Origin of the sequence: Virgibacillus natechei (assembly GCF_026013645.1) — a bacterium.
Lineage (GTDB): Bacteria > Bacillota > Bacilli > Bacillales > Amphibacillaceae > Virgibacillus_L > Virgibacillus_L natechei.
On record NZ_CP110224.1, the window covers coordinates 2,993,989 to 3,012,979 of the forward strand.

The 18,991-nt window shown below is 38.1% G+C and carries 14 protein-coding genes and 2 pseudogenes; 4 read left to right on the top strand and 12 right to left on the bottom strand.

From position 1 onward, the window contains the following. The first annotated feature begins 447 nt into the window (after positions 1 to 447). The gene (locus OLD84_RS15265; RefSeq protein WP_209464740.1) at positions 448 to 2,970 is read left to right on the top strand and encodes a YheC/YheD family protein; all 2,523 of its coding nucleotides are present in this window, start codon (positions 448 to 450) and stop codon (positions 2,968 to 2,970) included. Positions 2,971 to 4,088: 1,118 nt separating this feature from the next. On the opposite strand, the gene OLD84_RS15270 is transcribed toward OLD84_RS15265, so the two are convergent. The 4 genes and pseudogenes from OLD84_RS15270 to hag form a co-directional block, all read right to left on the bottom strand. Then, positions 4,089 to 5,390: a PD-(D/E)XK nuclease family protein gene (locus tag OLD84_RS15270; RefSeq protein ID WP_209464741.1), complete on the bottom strand. Its 1,302-nt coding sequence runs from the start codon at positions 5,388 to 5,390 to the stop codon at positions 4,089 to 4,091. Positions 5,391 to 5,478: 88 nt separating this feature from the next. Further along, positions 5,479 to 5,970, bottom strand: coding sequence for a hypothetical protein (locus OLD84_RS15275; RefSeq protein WP_209464742.1), 492 nt, complete (start codon positions 5,968 to 5,970; stop codon positions 5,479 to 5,481). 458 nt (positions 5,971 to 6,428) lie between these two features. Continuing rightward, a pseudogene (locus OLD84_RS15280) lies at positions 6,429 to 6,542 on the bottom strand (flagellin); the annotation flags it as partial. 345 nt (positions 6,543 to 6,887) lie between these two features. Further along, positions 6,888 to 7,667, bottom strand: a complete 780-nt coding sequence (hag, locus tag OLD84_RS15285) for a flagellin Hag (protein WP_209464743.1) — start codon at positions 7,665 to 7,667, stop codon at positions 6,888 to 6,890. A gap of 366 nt (positions 7,668 to 8,033) precedes the next feature. On the opposite strand from hag, the gene OLD84_RS15290 reads away from it, so the two are divergent. Both OLD84_RS15290 and OLD84_RS15295 read left to right on the top strand, forming a co-directional pair. Beyond that, positions 8,034 to 8,381 carry a transposase gene (locus tag OLD84_RS15290; RefSeq protein ID WP_264917226.1) on the top strand — a complete coding sequence of 116 codons (348 nt, stop codon included), beginning with the start codon at positions 8,034 to 8,036 and terminating at the stop codon, positions 8,379 to 8,381. Positions 8,382 to 8,404: 23 nt separating this feature from the next. Next, entirely contained in the window at positions 8,405 to 9,247 is an 843-nt protein-coding gene (locus tag OLD84_RS15295; RefSeq protein WP_264917501.1) for an IS3 family transposase, read from the top strand. Between the two features lie 232 nt (positions 9,248 to 9,479). Here the strand turns inward: OLD84_RS15295 and OLD84_RS15300 are convergent. Then, positions 9,480 to 9,566: pseudogene (locus OLD84_RS15300) on the bottom strand (SEC-C metal-binding domain-containing protein); the annotation flags it as partial. 262 nt (positions 9,567 to 9,828) lie between these two features. Here OLD84_RS15300 and OLD84_RS15305 point away from each other — a divergent pair. Continuing rightward, positions 9,829 to 10,161: a coiled-coil domain-containing protein gene (locus tag OLD84_RS15305; RefSeq protein ID WP_209463917.1), complete on the top strand. Its 333-nt coding sequence runs from the start codon at positions 9,829 to 9,831 to the stop codon at positions 10,159 to 10,161. Positions 10,162 to 10,951: 790 nt separating this feature from the next. Here OLD84_RS15305 and OLD84_RS15310 read toward each other — a convergent pair. From OLD84_RS15310 to rbsK, 7 genes are all read right to left on the bottom strand, one after another. Continuing rightward, complete coding sequence (locus tag OLD84_RS15310; protein ID WP_209463916.1) at positions 10,952 to 12,373, bottom strand: RNA-binding domain-containing protein; 1,422 nt, start codon at positions 12,371 to 12,373, stop codon at positions 10,952 to 10,954. Between the two features lie 313 nt (positions 12,374 to 12,686). Beyond that, a complete protein-coding gene (locus OLD84_RS15315; protein ID WP_209463915.1) occupies positions 12,687 to 13,262 on the bottom strand; it encodes a DUF4256 domain-containing protein in 576 nt (191 codons plus the stop codon). A 76-nt stretch (positions 13,263 to 13,338) separates the two neighbouring features. Next, on the bottom strand, positions 13,339 to 13,740 hold the full coding sequence (locus OLD84_RS15320) for a VOC family protein (RefSeq protein WP_209463914.1): 402 nt from the start codon (positions 13,738 to 13,740) through the stop codon (positions 13,339 to 13,341). Between the two features lie 94 nt (positions 13,741 to 13,834). Then, entirely contained in the window at positions 13,835 to 15,535 is a 1,701-nt protein-coding gene (locus OLD84_RS15325) for a DUF6612 family protein (RefSeq protein WP_209463913.1), read from the bottom strand. A gap of 368 nt (positions 15,536 to 15,903) precedes the next feature. Continuing rightward, positions 15,904 to 16,974: an HD-GYP domain-containing protein gene (locus OLD84_RS15330; RefSeq protein WP_209463912.1), complete on the bottom strand. Its 1,071-nt coding sequence runs from the start codon at positions 16,972 to 16,974 to the stop codon at positions 15,904 to 15,906. 183 nt (positions 16,975 to 17,157) lie between these two features. Beyond that, a complete protein-coding gene (locus OLD84_RS15335) occupies positions 17,158 to 17,505 on the bottom strand; it encodes a hypothetical protein (RefSeq protein ID WP_209463911.1) in 348 nt (115 codons plus the stop codon). 403 nt (positions 17,506 to 17,908) lie between these two features. Continuing rightward, on the bottom strand, positions 17,909 to 18,787 hold the full coding sequence (gene rbsK, locus OLD84_RS15340) for a ribokinase (RefSeq protein WP_209463910.1): 879 nt from the start codon (positions 18,785 to 18,787) through the stop codon (positions 17,909 to 17,911). Positions 18,788 to 18,991 lie beyond the last annotated feature (204 nt).

Consider the following 18,991-nt stretch of genomic DNA (forward strand, 5'->3'; position numbering starts at 1 on the left):
TAATCAAAAATATAGGGAAACGAGATCTACTCCTAATACCTCTCAATTCTTCAATAGTTCTTGTTAAATCTATTACTTCATCTTCATTGGTGTAAATATCCACTTTATTTCAGATTCACATTAGCACAGTAATAGAAGCTACAAGAATCAATGGAATTAACTTCCTCTAGTATTGCTCATTCTAGTTATTTCACTTTAGCGCTTAAAAGTGGTGGGGGACAGGCACCTGATCTTATAATTTAATTTTAGCATAGATGTACGGTTATACCTATAACGGAATGTCGAATTTTGGATTGGCGGTGAGGTTGTACGTTTTTATAGGTTCCTAACCGTTAAAATCACATCTCTCCTCCAAAATCACCCAAATCCTACACTACTCCTTCAATTTCCTTGTATTTATCCGATAATAATACTATACGTCTATTAGATTACTAAGGAGTGTCCCCAATGACCGTGTTAGAAGATAAGCAGCTTAAACAAGTGCTAAATATCATGGAAACTTTGCTGGAAGCTACAGAGCATTTTTCTACGTTGATAAAGAAAAAGGAATTAAATCAGAGTGTATATATATTGAGTTCGATTGTTAATGGGTTCGAAGCAGTAGACCAGATTTTGGCTTCAACACAATCAACAAAAGGAAAAGCAGAAGGGGAAAAAATTGAGAGGAGTATCAATTTAATTACAAAGCAATTGGAACAAGGCAATTTCTTAAAGGTATCTGAAATCGTACAATTCTCGCTGATGCCTCAACTCCGAAAATGGAAGCAAACATTTGAAAGCAATAGAAATATTGAACAAAAGCAAAGTGTAACAATAGGAGTCTATTTATGCCCTACTAACCCACGTAAAGCATACACTGAGGCAAGAATTAATGCATTAGTAAATGAAGCGGAACGGCAAGAGGTTAATTTACTTTTCTTCTCCTCAGATGATGTCGATTTTGATAAGAAGCAGGTAACAGCAGATGTATTTGATAATGATGAATGGCAGCGAGTGACCGGCCCATTTCCTGATGTCATCAATAATATAGGATCAAAGTCTCGCATGCAGTACTCTCGTACAGAAAGAAAGCTTAGAAGAGAAATTCCATTTACAAGCTTTTCCATTGGTAATAAGCTTCATCTACCTAGAAAATTAGCTAAATCGGGAAAGTTTGCCGAGTTGTTAGTGGGATTTAAAATTGCTTCAGATGAAACAATTATTCATGACTTTTTAAACAAATACGGAACCGCTGTTTTCAAGCCTTTAAGAGGGAGGAAAGGAGAAAACATTTATTTTGTTAAGAAAAAAGGCAATCGCTATTCTTTTTTAGAGCATAAAAAGGAGCAAATTCTTAGCCGCGAAAAGTTCGAAAAATGGATTCGTGAGGTCATTTTAAGGAAAAAAAACAGCTATATGGTACAACGTTATATTGAATGCCGTACAAAAGATGAAGAACCCTATGATATTCGAGCACATGTCCAAAAAGATGGGGAAGGAAAATGGCAGTTAACAAGAATATATCCACGTATCGGGCACAAAAAAAGTATTCTCAGTAACGTTAGTCAAGGCGGAAGAACAGAAGAACTCGGAACATTATTTGCTAATGAATTTGGAGATTCATCTAAGCAATATGAATCAGACATACGCAAGCTTTCCATGGATCTTACATGGCATGTTGACAAATTATATGGATTAGCATTGGATGAGCTAGGTCTTGACTTGGCAATTGATAAAAATGGTCGTTTCTGGCTTCATGAAGTAAATACAGGCCCACAGTCCACTCATCATGAAGGGGACAGAGCGATAAACACAATAGCCTATGCTGAATACATTGCCAATAACGGGCTATTCTTTACAAATGAATTTGATAAAAAACTAAATGTAAAAGGACAATTTAATGCGCAAAACACTGATTTACCATGGGCTAATTTAGATGACTGCCTATGCATCAGTATGTTGGTAAATCAAAACGAAATTAATAACTTAACAATTGCTTGTGCTTACGTTGCCTACTATGAAAATAAACATTTTTATTATTTTTCACCAAAAGATATCGATTATGATGAGATGCTCATTAGAGGTTATTTTTATGAAAATAAGCAATGGGTGCCTAAAGTGGTTGAATATCCAGATGTTATTTATGATCGACTTCGATTAAGGGGAATAAAGGGGTATACGAAGGTATACGAGGAACTACAAGATATTCCGTTTACAAACGAATTTTATGGAAATTCGATAAGTAAACTAGAAGTTTATGATAAACTGCAAGCGACAAAAGAACTTGACGATACCATTATCCCATATCAAAAAGTTCATCGGGTAAGGGACATTTTTCATTATATTGAACATTATGGAGAAGTGATTCTTAAACCTGACGTCGGTTCTTTCGCAAAGGGTGTTCATTTTATATCAAAGTCTACAATTGATGATTACTTTGTAGCGGAAGGTGAAAATGAGTCCCACTACAATGAAATGATGCTTACTCAATATCTAAGAGATTTGCTCAAAAAAGGAACCTTTATTGTACAAAAATATATAGAAACACGAACAAAAGAGGGGCAACCGTTTGATATTAGAGTACACATGATGAAAGACGGAAATGGTGAGTGGTCATCTGTAGAAAGCTACCCTAGAGTTGGTATCAATCATGCTGCTGTTTTAGTTGCCAGTAAAGGCGGTTATATGAGCAAACTGTCCGGTTTTTTAGAGAGAAACTATGGAAAGAAAAATGTCGCGTATATTGAGCAGCTAATAGAGAGCTTATCTGAAAAAATCACTTACTCATTTGAAGGTCTATATGAAGAAAATTTAGGTGAAGTGGCTTTAGACTTGGCCATAGACAAAGAAATGCAACTGAGTCTTATTGAGGTTAATGTCAATAAGCCTGGCATTAATTACTATGAATTTGATGTAGCACAACATGCCATTCCGTACGCTATTTATTTGGCTGAAGAGCAAGAGGTTTTGAATAAGGTGGAGTATGATTAGTGAGGATTTTACAAATGACTTTCATCAATTAAAAATTAATTGATTTGGTAAGAACCATCGGTAATGTGTCCGATGGTTCTTACATCACATATTTGCTTTTAACCATGTAATTACCCGATCTTGATCAAGTTTCCCTCTACCATTTTTTGTTCTGCTTATCCGGTGAAAATTCACCTTCTTGTCTTTTTTTATGTAGATTCTACCTTCTTTACCAAACGGAAACTCATTTATAGTAACTCCTGATCGAGTCTCTACCGTATTGGGTCTTACTTTTGATATATGTAGATCATAGGAATAGTTTAAATTGACAATAGCAGCTTCTACTTTAAGACGATCTGAAGGAATGAGAGTAAAAAAATCACGAAAAAACGCAGGACTAAATACGCTTTCCTTATAGAGAATATTGAAGCGCGGTTCATATTCTTCTTCTAAGATTTTGAGTGCCTCGGCTGATATTTCAGCAGGCGCTCCTTGAAATTCTTTTTGAATAGCTAAGTCGACTTGTTAAAGCAAAGAGACAAACAAAGAAGAAAACGAAAGAAATTTAATAAGAATCATTTGATTATTATTGCTTTTAGGCCGTGTGCTTACTAACAAGTATTTATGTGCTATGTCACTAGCTTTGTTTATATACACTGTTAAAGATACAATTAACTAAGAAAAGAGGTGTAATTATAATGCAATTTACTGTAGAACTCTTAACGAAGGAAATTAGCCATCCCGTATATCCTTTCGAACTACACATAAGATCTTCAAAAGATGAAAAGCCTATAAAAGGTGAATTTAATTTTCATACATGTACACTCAAGTATAACTTAAAGGAATGGGATAGAATAATTAACAGATCTGCGCTTAATGGAGCTATAAGACGAGATATTACGGACTGCGTCAACCAGTATATTTGTACTGAAGCAAGAGTCCTCTAGCCAATACTAAAGATCTTTTCAAGTCTCTTAGCTATTCTTTTAGATGTGAATTTTCATAAAAATGTAAACAGAAGTCACGATCAACCGACCGTGACTTCTGTCATGTTTGTTATTGAAAGAGTTGCAATACTCCCTGATGCTGTTGATTCGCCTGTGTGGCTATGGGTCTGACCAGGTCTGACACCAATAGCTCTAATACCTCTTCAATTCTTCAATCGTTCTTTTTAAATCTATTATTCCCTCTTCATTGGTTTGAATATAGTCTTTTCGCTGAGCAATGGTCATTGTTTTACCGTTTCCTAACCTTGCTGGTTTCTGAAGTTTTAGGTTTTGTTCGTTCGATTCCCGCAATACTTCTTTCATGGCTGCTTGTCTTCGTGCCCGCTTATTAGCTTCACCTTCTATTTTTATTTTGATACAGAGCTTATCCTGTTCCAGCTGCAAGTACCAGCCGTTTCTTAGCGAGCTACACCAGAAACCCCAGAATCCCTTCCTAGGATTGGATACTTTCCCCCAACCTCCATCAATATGTTTTTGAACTTCCTGGTAAAATCCCTGCCATTGATTTGCGCCCCATGTCGTGATAGGCTTTTTTCTAAAAGCAGCAATGCTATCCTCCAGTTTTTGTAAATGACGATAATAATCAAGGAAGATCGGATTTTTTACACCATTTGCTTTTCCCCTTTTCAATACTTCAAGCATCATCCTTCGCTTAAATGGAACATAGCATGCTTTTTCAACCGAACGGTAATGGCTCTGATCAGCTATTTTATAGTAGATCGGTAATTGAATTAGTTCTGGAAATGCCTTCTCCACTGCTTTTCGGTAACGCACCAGCTGGTTAGAATGATTTTTGGTATTGGTTTTATCTTCAATCAACACGGCATATGTGTCATTGATAATAGCTAGAATATCAAGTTCTTTGAACTGACGCTTTATTTTTATAGACTTTATATCAGGAACAGGAATGTTATGTCTATTAAAAATGACAGCAAGAAAATCAATCGCTGCTTCATGTAATGACCTGTCTAATGAACGATAAGGCTTCTCGCTCCAGGACATGAACCAACACAGGAATGCGTCTTGTGACAACTCACTTGTTGCAAACTCAAACAGGTTTGGTGTGTCAATATCAGCAACGCGGATGTCGCGGGCAATTTCAAGTAGTTTCTCGATATCATGATTGCCTGTATAGTCCTCCCAGTTCTCTAAAGCAGTCAACTCCTCCACATGCACTGGAGGGTGTAATAACGCTTCACCTACATCAAAAATTCTCCCTTCTTGATTTGGATATGCTAATAACAATCGGTCTTCACCTTGTTGTGCAATTACTTCAGGGACAAGTTCAATACGCTTCATGTAGCCACACTTTTCCTCACATATTAGGGCAGGGTAAGCGTCAATTTCTATTCCACCATCTTCTGTTTCGGTGATATCCTCCCAGGCATCCTCTATTAAATTAGCTCCGCAGTGTGGGCAGGTCTCTGTGTACATTTTTGGTTTCCTCCTTAGTAGTGTAGAGGTTTGAGTTGGGGGACTTATTAATTTTTTAGAGTCTTTTGGTTGTATACCCCATCCTTCTTTATTTAAAATATTGTAAGAGGCTATTAAAAGTATATGTAAAGTTATTTATTTCGCTAGATTTGGTCATGTTACCAAAGTAAAATATATTATATGCTGCCAGTAAGGTCTTAACATCACTGGAATTACTGGATGTAACAAACATTCCAATTCTATGAAAATTTTGATTAACACCCCGCTCTGTATCAAAACAAACGCCTAACCATTCTCTCCCTATTTGTTTCGTTAGATTCTCCTTATTATAATTTTTGCATTCAATTGTTAACGGAATATCAAATCCTGTAACATTAAATCCTTTCCCTTTATTTCTAGCATCATTTGCTTGCTTACATTCAATAATACTTATATCAATTTCATGGCCAACTGAAGAACGACCATTCACTTCGATACCTAAATGCAATTCCAATTTTCTACCTGATATTTTATTAGTTATTTTCTTTTTTCTAAAGCCATCACGAAGCGCTCGAATAACTTGCAAAATATCATCATCCAATTGTTTTCACCGCCTTAAATAGTTTTAAATGAAAAGGCTCCGGAATATGTTGATCCGAAGCCTTTAATAAAATTGAAAAATTTATTGCAATAACTGCAATACTCCCTGTGGTTGTTGGTTGGCTTGCTTTGCCGCTACATCTTTCAATCGTAGAATAGACTATATCTTCACCCTTCAACTTCAAAGGGGCTGGGCACTTCGAATGATGCTTTCATCACCCTACGAATCTCATTGCCATAGTATTCACGTTAGGCAGTGCATTCTAGTCGTTGAACCTTCACCAGGCTTTCGCCACAGGTGCTTGGCTGCTGATTGTCCATTGTTTCATTGTTTTGTTTTTCAAACCTTCACGTCTGCCGTTTCCAGCTACGTTGTGGTACAAAACACTTTAGGATGTTCCAGCAATTCACCCAGTTATTCTCTAACCCGTTACCAGATTAGACGCCCTTCCCATCAAATTACTGCAGAAGTTGTAAAACTCCTTGAGGCATTTGTTGGGATTGAGCTAACATTGATTGTGATGCTTGTGAAAGGATATTGTTCTTCGTGAACTCCATCATTTCTGCCGCCATCGTGCGGCCATTTGCTTTAACAAATGACTAGACTATATCTTCACCCTCTATACTCTAGTAGGGGCCGGGCACTTCGGATTCAGAGGTCCAAGCTGTTCCTCTTTCACCTACGAATTTCATCACCATGGCATGTGCGTTAGGTGGTTTATTCTAGTCGTTGAACCTTCGCCAGGCTTTCGCCACAGGCGCTTGGTTGCTGATTGCCCAATCCTTCTTCTTTTTAATTCCTTCACGCTTGCCATTTCCAGCTACGTTGTGGAGAAGAAAGCTCTAAGGGGTTTCCAGCAATTCACCCGGTCGTACTCACTAACCGTTACCAGTTAGGACGACTGTGACTTTTACTGCTTATGCAGCAGCTAAGTCATAATCAACGTCACGAATACGAGATTCTGCAGCAGTTAAGTTTTCTGCAGAAGCTCCAAGGTTGTTAATTGTGTGATCTAGACGGTTTTGTGTAGCACCTAGATTAGAACGCTGGCTTGATACAGTGGTGATTGCATCATCGATTAAGCCAAGTGCATTATCGAATGCACCTTCTTCTTCAGCAAAATTAGTTACATCAATTGAGCCTTCATCTCCACTATACAATTCTAAACCTTCAGCTGACATATCACCAATATTAACTCTTAATTGTTGTTCTTCGTTTGCACCAATTTGGAATACGAGTTCAGTTTGACCTTCTCCAAAGTCACCTGTTAACAAATCTTTTCCGTTAAACTGAGTACGGTCAGAGATACCTTGGCTATCATCTGTTCCACCTAACTCTTCAACTAAGGCATCAATTTCATCTTGAATGGCTTGTAAGTCATCCGAATCTTGTGTACCATCGTTACCTGCCTGAACTGTCAATTCACGTACTCTTTGGAGAATTGAATGTGTCTCATTCAATGCACCTTCAGCAGTTTGGATTAGAGAAATACCGTCTTGCGCATTCTTAGATGCCATTTCCAATCCATTAATCTGTCCACGCATTTTTTCAGAGATTGCTAGACCAGCAGCATCGTCCCCGGCCTTGTTAATTCCAAGTCCTGAAGAAAGTTTTTCTAGAGATCCTTGTACCGCATTGTTGTTGCTTTCCATTTGTCGATGTGTGTTTAACGCCGAAATATTACTGTTAATAATCATAATTTCCTTACCTCCATGTTTTGTATTCTAGCAAGTCACATCCATTTGGCTTGCATGCATTCCTCATGTTATGGCCATAACATTTCTTCATCATGATGATGTACTACTTATATCGGCACGATTAAAGAAAGGTTAAATGTTTTTTCGAAAAATATATGTAACACTAAAAAACTCGGGGGACGGAAGGACAGGTTCATTGTCCCCTTTACAGAAGCAATAAGTAAAAATGGCAATTGTACGTTTGATCATAGATCTAATAAAACCAAAGCATGTCTTTTTCTAAGTCCTCGGAGTCTGTGAGATTATCCCCTTATAGTAGACACACTGAAAATGAGGGTGTTACGTTGCCTATAGGAGTGATGAATCGTGACTAAACAAAAACGGTATTCCAAAGAATTTAAAAATAAAGTAGTTCAATATTACAATGATAACCCTGGACTCGGTTATCTTAGCCTGGCGAGATTCTTTGATATTTCTTCTGATGAGAGCGTTAGACGTTGGGTGAAAGAAAAGCAATCAAGAGGTGATGAAGCCTTTACACCTATACCTAAAAACACGAATACCAAAAAGAAGAACACAAAAAGAAAAACGAACGAAATCTCTACAGATCGGTGGGAAGATCCGCAGGAAAGCAATGAACGAATTGCTTTCTTAGAAGCGGAGAATGCTTATTTAAAAAAGTTAATTGCCTTAAGGAAGGGGGATTCCGATTAAAAAAGAATCAACGTTATGAGATCATTGAAGAACTAACATCCACTTTCAGTGTTACAGGCCTTTGTATCATCGCTTCTGTATCAAGAAGTGGTTTTTATAAATGGCGGAACAGGCAAAACCAATCTCTTACGAGGAAACAGAAGGAAGATGAACATATAAAAGATTTAATCGTTCATTTTGATCATTTATTTAATCACACATACGGCTATCCACGATTAACGGAAGAAATAAATGATATTCATTTTAAAAAAGTGAATCATAAACGTGTCTATCGATTACAAAAACAACTAGGAATTCAAGCTCAAATATTTAAGAAAAAGGTACGGTATAAGCATGAAGGATATAAAGCCCAGAATGTATTAAATCGGGATTTCCGAGCGAAGAAGCCATTTGAGAAATGGGTAACGGATATCACATATTTATCAACAGGTATCACACGATTGTATCTTTCAACCATTTTAGACCTTTGTACAAAAGAAGTCGTGAGCTATCATGTCAGTGAACATAATGATAATGACCTTGTGGTCCAAACCCTTAACAAAGCTTTAGAAAAAGGTAGTGTAGATGGAACGATGATTCATAGTGACCAGGGACATCAATATACGTCTCACGCCTACACAAACCTTCTAGAAGAAAACGATATGGTTAAGAGCATGTCACGAAAAGCTAACTGTTGGGATAACGCCCCAATTGAGAGTTTTTTTGGACGTTTGAAGGAAGAATCTATGCGCATACATAAACCAAAAACAAAACAAGAAATACGCCGGGTAATTGATGATTATATGGATCTCTATAATCACCGCCGGCGCCAGAAGAAATTAGGCGGTCAAGCACCTATCAACTATAAACATACAATAGCAGCTTGACCCTCGCCTATTAGTGTCTACTTGACAGGGGTATGCTTACTGACCCTCGCTGCTCTAGTTATTTATCATTCAGTACGATCACTTATGAATATCAAAAAAACAAAGACCAACCGCATGAGCGTACTATCCTCCCCCCTCCTTTAAGATAAACGTATCCTTGTATTCGGAACTGGAGATTCGTTCGAGAAGCCTTCCACCCTTCCGTTTCTTTTGCAAGATTTCGTATGCTATACTACGCCCCACAGCACTTCTTATATTTTTTCCCACTGCCACATGGACATGGGTCATTGCGACCGACCTTTTGACGGGGGGACGGAGGGACAGGTTCATTGTCCCAATACAGAAGCAATAAGGAAGTCCTCGGGTTCAAATCCTCGCTGCTCTACAGCGTTATCAACTCCAAAAGCACTTTCTTTTTAGATTATATTTTGATTTATTATCGATCTCCGCCTTTCTTTAAGCAGGTTTAAGCAGGGTGGAATTCTATCATCTTTCTAGGAAATACGAGATTTCTATCATTCGACAATACCCATAGCCCAAACGATTTAAATGAGGTATAATAGTTGAAAGGAGGTGAGAAGATGACCCAGGATGAACTTAACCATATAGATAAACGTTTTGATAGGTTAGAAGGAATGATTGGCCAGTTAATTAATACTGTAGACACAATAATGGAGGAACAGACCTCTATGAAAAGTGATATTACTTCTGTGAAAGATGAACAAGCTACTATGAAAAGTGATCTCACTTCTATGAAAGATGAGCAAGCTACTATGAAAAGTGAAAGTGAAACACGACACGCGGAAGTCATGGAGCTATTAAATGCATATAAAGCAGACAATGACCTTCTATGGGATAGAACCACCAAAAATGAGCGGGAGATTGGGATTGTAAAAAAGCTATACGGATTTTAATGATTCGCTAAACTAAAATCTTCCTTCCTTTTATTCTACTATTTCCTTTCACAGATAACTTCACAGATTTTTTCAAATTAATTTTATCCCCGTTATTATGCCTCTGATTAATCAGTTCGCTACTATAACGGGGGGACGTAGGGACAGGTTCATTGTCCCCCATTACAGCAGCAATAAGTGAAAATGGCAATTGTACTTTTGCTCATAGATGTAATAAAATCCTACCCATCCATATTTCTGAGAAATCAGAAACATCATAACAAAATCATGTTCAGACAGCAAAAATAAGCTGAGTGCTTCATAAACTCAGCTAGCCCACCTATTTTGATGTTTCTATCGACCTTCCACATGACCTTTCCTCCGTAAATGATCAAGACCTACCGCAACAACAATCCCTATTACATTTGCGCATATATCGTATATATCTGTATCACTGCCAAAGAAAACCTGTAACCGACTATAATAATAGGTACCAAAATGAAGTATCAATCTTATTTACGGAAGTTTGCCTTCGATTCTCCAACTTCAAATACAGACTTCGATATCATTAGTCTCAAGCCTTTTAAAGGCTGGGCTATTACCTCGACTTCTTTATCTTTTCTGAAGGATGCATCCGACTAATAAAATACTTTTCATCAACCAATACTCAGCAAGCCTGTTTTTCTCCAACTTTGAATTGGTACCTTAAATCGATCGTGATAATTAGGTGAGTTCTAAATTGTTTTCCCACAAGTGAATTGTTCTGGTATCTGGAACACCATAAAAAACACCAGCCTTAAATCCTAAAACCCTATCTGTTAGCAGTCTGGTATTTTTGCTTTGGACTTGTGGGTTTATCTGGTATGGTTAATTTTATTAAACCACCTTTAATTAAAGGATTTATAACATTCGCTCTAAAATACCTCTTACTCTTAATCCCCAGAAATTCCTGAATTTCACTTCGGCTTTTAGGGTTTTGGCAGAACTCTAAAATTTCTTTAGTTCTATCGTCTTGGTCACTAACTTGATCACCAGCTTGGTCACCAGCTTGGTCACTATTCCTAGGGATCAAAGGAATAATCGTTTTGAAAACATCACCTTCAATAAAAGCGGGATCCGCTCCAGAATAGACTTTATTGTATTTATAAATATTTCTAACACCGGAACCAAGCTCATCCACCCTGCCTATCTCTTTAAAAAACTTGGCAATTGTTGGATTTTTAGGGAAAGGCGAAAAGTTAGCTGGGTCAATGATTCCATTGCCATGTGGTTTATTGCTATTCTCAACAAATACTCTTTCTTTTTCAATAACAAGCTTTGCGGGGAAAGGGTTTGAAAACTCACGGTGAACAAGTATATTCGATACTACTTCCCTGAAAATAGTGTCCCTTAGACTTACCCTCTGGTCTTTTTCTAAATAAAATTTGTCATTAAGATGTTTGGCGATAAACTGCATGAGTCTTTCATAACTATCAACCAAATTCGTTCTGATATCATCTCTGTCATCATACCGGTCAATATCATCCCTTCGTAAAATTGCATCCGTTCTATAATGTGGGAGGGCCGATATAATTAAATCATCTTTCCCAAGAAGTAATATGGCTGCTAAGGTAATTCCTTCCTTACCACTTTGTAAATCCTTTAAATAGAGCCCTGCGCTCTTTAGAAGTTCCAGATCATCCATCAACTTCCACGGATGATTTGTTCTTTGGTTCTCTGCTAACTTTCTAACTTTTATAAAAAGATCGCTTTTCAAATCCGATAACTCTGCAAAAGGAAAAATGCGGTTTTCTGAATAGGTTCCCTGCTTCCTCATATACATTGCTGAAACTTGATTCGTATTATCAGTAATATCTAAATCCCCATCTTCGTTTCGATCAAATATTTTACCATTACACCGATGAACTTGTGAGCTTTCTGGGACAAAGATATAAAGTATACGTTTTTTCCCAATTTTAATTTCTTCAACTGATAAATAGAAAGTCGGGCTAATCTTTTGGGGGTTGTTCATGGATGTCACAAAGTCTTTTTTCACCTTTTCAATTGCATCTTCATTGACTCCTGTAATTTTCCCATCATCGGCAACACCAAGAAAAAGATGTCCGCCATTCCGATTTAGAAATGCACAAACCGATTCAAAAACATCCTTATTTAATTTTTCACTACTTTGTTTAAACTCCGTAATTATGCTTTCGCCATCGCGTAGAAAGTTTTGTAACTTCTTCATTGTCATGTACATCAACATCCCACTTTAGTTTCTAAATGCGCACACCTGTCCCAATCATTATTATGCATTTTAAGCCATTTATATTCAATTAAACCCCTTATTCGCATTATAGTACTTACAACTATACATCCTTATCGTATTTAATTCGATCAAACATATTAAAACCCTTTATTTTTTCATTCTAATACCCTTATATCTATTCAGTTCCGATGTTGTCGACTCAAAATAAGATTACTCACGAGTTGAATATAGAAAGAAAAGTTCCAACGATTATCGCATAGATACCAGATACAAGCAGGACAATGCTGTCTATGAAAATTCACACCCTTAGCGAGCCACGGAATCCTCTGACACCATAGTAGGAGGACGCACCGTTGTGATATACGAAGACATGTCCGAAACGATAATCGCAAAAAAGGGCACCGCCGAGTTCTCTAATATCAGCAGGGGTTTGCACCCAACTCGACGTTTTCGTATCGAAATTCCCCAGTTTCTGCAACGCTCGATATTCTTCTTCCGTTAACAGTTCGATGCCCATCGCAGTTGCCATATCGATAGCGTTATTTTCTGGCTTATATTTTTTCCTTGACTCCAGCCCCGCAAGGTCATAACAAACACTTCTGCGACCTTTAGGACTTTCCGCTGAACAATCATAAAAAATGTATTCGCCCTCCCTTTCATCAAACCCGACAACATCCGGTTCACCGCCAGTTCTTTCCATTTCATGGAGCGAGCCCAGTTTTTCAGGATTCGTATCCAGCTTTGCTTGAACTTCATCCCACTCAAGACCTTGATGGCGGTTCATATTTTTCTCAAAACGGGCTTTCAATGCGTTAAGTAATGCTTCACGTTGTTCTTGTGACAACTCCTTATTGATTTCATCTCTCTTTGTCATGTTCTTTCCCTCCAATGGGTTACGTATATTTATATCCTAATAAATCATTGAACGAATGGCGTAGATCCCGATTACATCATCTACTCGGAAGATTCAGTTGCCAGGAAACACCAAACCGATCATTTAACCAACCAAACTTCTTGCTGAACCCATAGTCATCTAGCGGCATGAGTGCTTGTCCATCCATCAGGAGCTTTTCATAAAGATTGTTGATCTCCGCTTCCGAATCACACGTGATAAAGATGGAAAACGAAGGGGTAAAGGTAAACTCATGCTTCACATTACTGTCCATACACATGAATTCTTGCCCCTTTAAAGAAAATATCGCATGCATCACGGTACCTTCATCCCCAGCTTCATTTGCTCCGTAACGAGTTATGCTTGTAATACCCGAATCCTCCGTAAGTGATAGGTAATAATTCATCGCTTCTTCTGCCTTACCATCTTCAAACATTAAAAATGGGGTAACCTTTTCCATGATAGATCAATCCCTTCTCCTGTTTTTCTTAAGTCTAACACATGTGACTGCTAAAATATGCTGCTTGGCATTATAGGTGCCTGTACCTGTGTCCTTAATCCACTTCCTCTATAGTTTCGCCATCTACATGCACTCGATACCATTGTGGTGTCCTGCTTGTTGTTGCTTTTGTATAATACAAATACTCATCAATGATATACATGATAGAAACTTCCCCATCGTCTAATTTATCGTTTTCACCCGTATCGACATTATACCTATACAGACTGCTGTCATCCTCTACATTTCGATAAAAAATAAGATTGTCATCTGCGTTAAATCCATAGCTCGCTGTCTCTGTCAATTGTTCGGTTTGCCCATTATCCAAGCTGAACCGATAGATATAATCATCATCCGCACTTTCATAATAAAGCCAGCCGTCTGAAACAAAGAAAAACCTTGCATGAACCCCTCCAAACATAACAGGCTCCGCTTCTGTATCACCGAGATTGAGATCAAGATACGAGATGTTTCCAGGGTATTCCGTTTGGAAAATTAAATACCCTTGGGATACGGTGAATTGAAAGGCATTATCCAGTAACTGCTCACGGTCCGTTAAATCTGTGCGCATCCGATAGACGGCTTTTTCCGCATCTGGTTCATACGTAACGGGTATAAAGTATATCCAGTCATCAACGACAATTAAGTTTTCAGTGTATGTTTCGGTGATTTGTTCCCGCTCTGATCCGTCCGTTTTCATCCTGTAGGCTTTACTATCCTCCATTCTATCGATGAAAAAAAGCCAATCACCTATCACATTGATGTGGGATACATCATTTTCGAGTAGCTGTTCTCTCTCACTGCCATCCTCTTTTTGCTTATGTAAACCTTTCCCTCTATTGGAAAAATAAATCCATTCATCATCCGTTGCCCAATGCCCGTCATACATTAAATTAGCACTGGAATTACCAAGCTCTTCGTCCATAACTTCCGGAACATGTTCCTCTCTTTCCTTTTCCCGCTCTTCCTCCATGATTTCCATGTGTTCCTGGAAAGTCACAGCTGATTCTATTTCTTCCTCCGGGATAGGAACATCATCCAATTCATTGTAATTGGAAAAGGACATTTCAATCGTTTCAGATAATTCAGTAGGATTACCCGAATCAGCATAATCATAATTCAACACATAGTCCAGATTCATTTCTTTCACATGGAAATCTTCTTGATCCACGGTGAGGCTAACATGTAAATCGATTATGTCACTGCGATCCAAATAAAGGTCGCTTATAGATTGTTCCATTGGGTCTGTTATGACAAAATAAGGGTATAATGAAGAAAAAAATGCTTGCTCCTCTTCCTGTTCGATCATATATTCATAGGTGTAATCATCCTCATCATCGCTAACCTTTAATTGATCAAACCTGGAATGAAGTGCTTCTAATCCATCCAGTAAATGGTCAGGCTCCTCATCGTTCTCTGATTTAAATAAGAAGTCTGGTGCTGTAAAATCTTCATAATAAACCATATCCTCTATGTAATACGACTTCATTTCTCTCCGTTGTCCCATCACTTCCATGTCTCTTTGAATAGAAGCGCGGAATGGGGTGACAAGTCTTTCCCCTTGAATATCGAATACAGCTTCATTATCAAATCCATCTATCTGTTCCGATGTAATCTCAAAAGAATAACTCTCCACCTCGCTCATTTCTTCCATGGTTCGCTCCAATATCTCCTCATGTGTGAGGTCTTCCTGTATAGTTGTACATCCCATAAGGAATAGGATTGTTGCCATGATCGTCCACGATTTTAATTTCATTCCATTCCCCTTTCAGCTTTTACGTTAGCATGAAAACATTTTAACATAAATTTGGAGGTAGAGGTGCCTGTCACTTCCCGGTTTTTAGCGTTTTTTGTCGAAATGTTAGAGGTACTTGCTATTACCTCCATGTCGGTCTAATTCTACTTATTAGCAATGATGCTTTTTACTCAACAGAAGATGAAAGAACTAGCCTCTTTCCTTGATAGAACACCAAAAAATAAAAGCTTTCCTGAACTAATATGCAAATGGTTTCGCACACTCGTTCAGGAAAGTCTAAGAATTTATATTCGATGGGAATAACCCCTTGTTAAAAGAATTGCTATTTGAATCAATTGTTATGACACACTTTTATAACTCCTTTTTCATTAAAAGCGGATTATCTTTTTAATTTTTACCGATCGATCGAGCGGCATTTCAATTCGATTCGACTTGTACCTATCTTCGAGAACAGGGTAAAATGGCACTTTATCATTTGTATCGATAACTTTTGCATGAATCCCAGTTGTTAGTTCTACGATGGCATTCAAGGGAAAAATATCTAACATTCTAAAAAAGGTGTAAAAGTAATAATCTTCTACCATTTTACATTCTTTCAGTAGTATTGTCTCCGCAACTGTAGAGCCATATGCATGACGATAGGGACGTGCCATCATTAACGCAGAATACACGTCTACTATAGCTAATGCCTTTATCTCTTCTTTGATTTCGGCATTTTTAAGTCCTTCTGGGTACCCACTTCCCTCAACCCGTTCGTGGTGAGATTTTGCTAAATTAGCCACGTATTCGGGGAAATCTTGTTGCTTTAAAATTTTATATCCATAAATAGTATGATTTTTTACTGTTTCGTATTCTTGCTGGCTTAATTTAGATGATTTGTCCAAAATGCTTTTCGGTATTTCTAATTTCCCCACATCATGCAGTAAACATCCAATTGCAAACTGCTCAATATCATCAATTTTTAATTTTTTAGCGAATAATGTGCCTAATATAAAGACGTCAAATGAATGTTGATAGGTATTATAATCCCAGTCTTTTAATTTTTCTAGTAATTTATAAATCTTTCCAGTAGACATAAATTTTATAAATAGACCCTCTAACCATTGGTAATCAACGGCGTCATTCAGGGCAAACCCATAACGATATTCCTGGCCTATCTTTAGCAAGTTATTAAAGAAATCATTTTTAATTTCCGATACACTGGGTACAGAATCAGGAGAGTTGTTCACAACGTTTGTTTCTTGCTCATTTTCGTCACTTACATGATGTTCATCCTGAGCACTACGAATGTCAACAGATGGAATATCCCATTGTCTTAATTTTGAAATTACTGCTTTGGTTAAAGAAGTCCCACTTTTTAAAACTAGCGTTCCCCCTCTAAAGAGGTCATTTTTTAATACGTCCCCTTCTTGTAAGTCCTTGACATTAACAACAGTCATGCTTCACACCCCCATTGATTTTTTGAATATAAATTGTCTGATTATGTCTATAATACCATTAAAGCGGACTACTATATAGGGGTATTTTACTATTCGAGCGGGGGACATAGGGACAGGTTCATTGTCCCATTACAGCAGCGATAAGTGAAGATAGAATTGCACGTTTGATCATAGATGTTGAAATTAAAAGAACAATGGAATGTATAGAAAAACACCTAGTATAATCATTGTAATAAGGAGCAAAATACTTTTCCAGCGTTTTCTTCTCCAGAACAATAGTGAAACGATGATGCTCTGCACAAATATGAACGTTGCCCCTATGATGACCATCCAAATAGAGCCGATGAAGGTTCCTAACACATTGATGAGGATCCCAACAGGCATTAAAGCGAGCCCAATTATCGCGGTAGGGCTACTTTTAATTCGTTCTAAAATTTTTTTACGTTCCGACTCGGAATATTCATCGTATTCAACGAGCGCAAACCATCCGGTGAGTATAACAATCGCACCTAATACCGACATCGATCCCATGTAAAAAACCTCCTTTTTCCATTATTTTAACCAACCCCTGATCAAATGAAACGTCATCTGCTTATAGTCATTCGGAAAATGGGACGTAGGGACATGGGACGTAGGGGACGTAGGGACAGGTTCATTGTCCCCCCCATTACTACAGCAGCGATAAATGAAGATAGCCTTACACTTTTGATCTACAACCCCAATATTTAGCCATCATACTCCTCTTCAAAAAAGTAAACACCAGATCCCAACCAACTCACAGTACTGGGGTTTATGTGTTTACAAATTAGTCTATAAACTCTTTTAGTCAATACTTTTTACCGTTACTCGTTACTCTTATCCCGATACTTTCAAATACTTCAATCCGTTTTTCAGCTCTTAAAACGAGGCTGCAAAAGAGCCACCCCCGCGCTTTCTACCTAATAAACTTCTCCACCTCTCGGCTTGTAGGCATGCCTCCCTGTGCCCCAACTTTTGTCACGGAAAGTGCCGCTGCCGCATTCGCAAATTGAACCGCTTCATCGATAGGCAGTCCACTTCCAAGACACGCGGCGAGTGCTCCGTTAAATGTATCACCCGCCCCGGTTGTGTCTTTTACCTCTACATGAAAGCCCTGCACAAACTGATCGGCTCCATCATCATAAAACGCCACCCCTTCATCACCTTTTGTAATAATTAACTTTTCCCGTATCGAATCAAAGAGCGAATCATTTTTCATCGCCTCCACTTCAATTTCATTTGGTGTAAAAAATGCACTTTCCGTTAATATATCATCTGGCAATGACTGATAGGGTGCAGGGTTTACGACAACTGGAACATCATATTCCCCGGCGATTTTCAGCGTACGAGCGACCGTCTCCATCGGTATCTCTAACTGCATTAATACCACATCACTGTGTTTAATCAGTTCGTGGTGCTTGTCTACTAATTCTGGCAATACATGGTTATTTGCACCTGCTGCAACAATGATGCGATTATCATTTTCAGACAAAATAATAGTTGCGATCCCGGTTGCTGCCTCGTGCGTCATTGTGATTCCTTCCGCGTTAATTCCTTCACCTTTAAGATGGTCTAACAGTGTGACACCAAATGCATCATCACCAACAGCACCAATCATGTTCACATTCGCTCCAACCCTTGCTGCCGCTACAGCTTGATTGGCACCTTTTCCTCCAGGATATGTAGCGAAAGGACCCCCGAGAATTGTTTCCCCTTGTTCCGGCATTTTCTCTGTAGAAATCGTTAAATCCATATTAATACTTCCAACGACACAAACGGTAGATTCTTTTTTCATGCTATTACCTCTCAAAAAATAGTATCGTATTTCTCGTTGTTCTTGTTTTTTTGGATAACCGTATATGTAAAAAGAAAACGATCACACTACCTATTTTATCATATTTGGGAAGGATGGGGACGGTTCTTTAAGGGGACAATCGGAAGTTTTGCGATAAAAAGGACCACCCGAACATTGATGTCGTTCATGTTCAGGTGGTCCTTT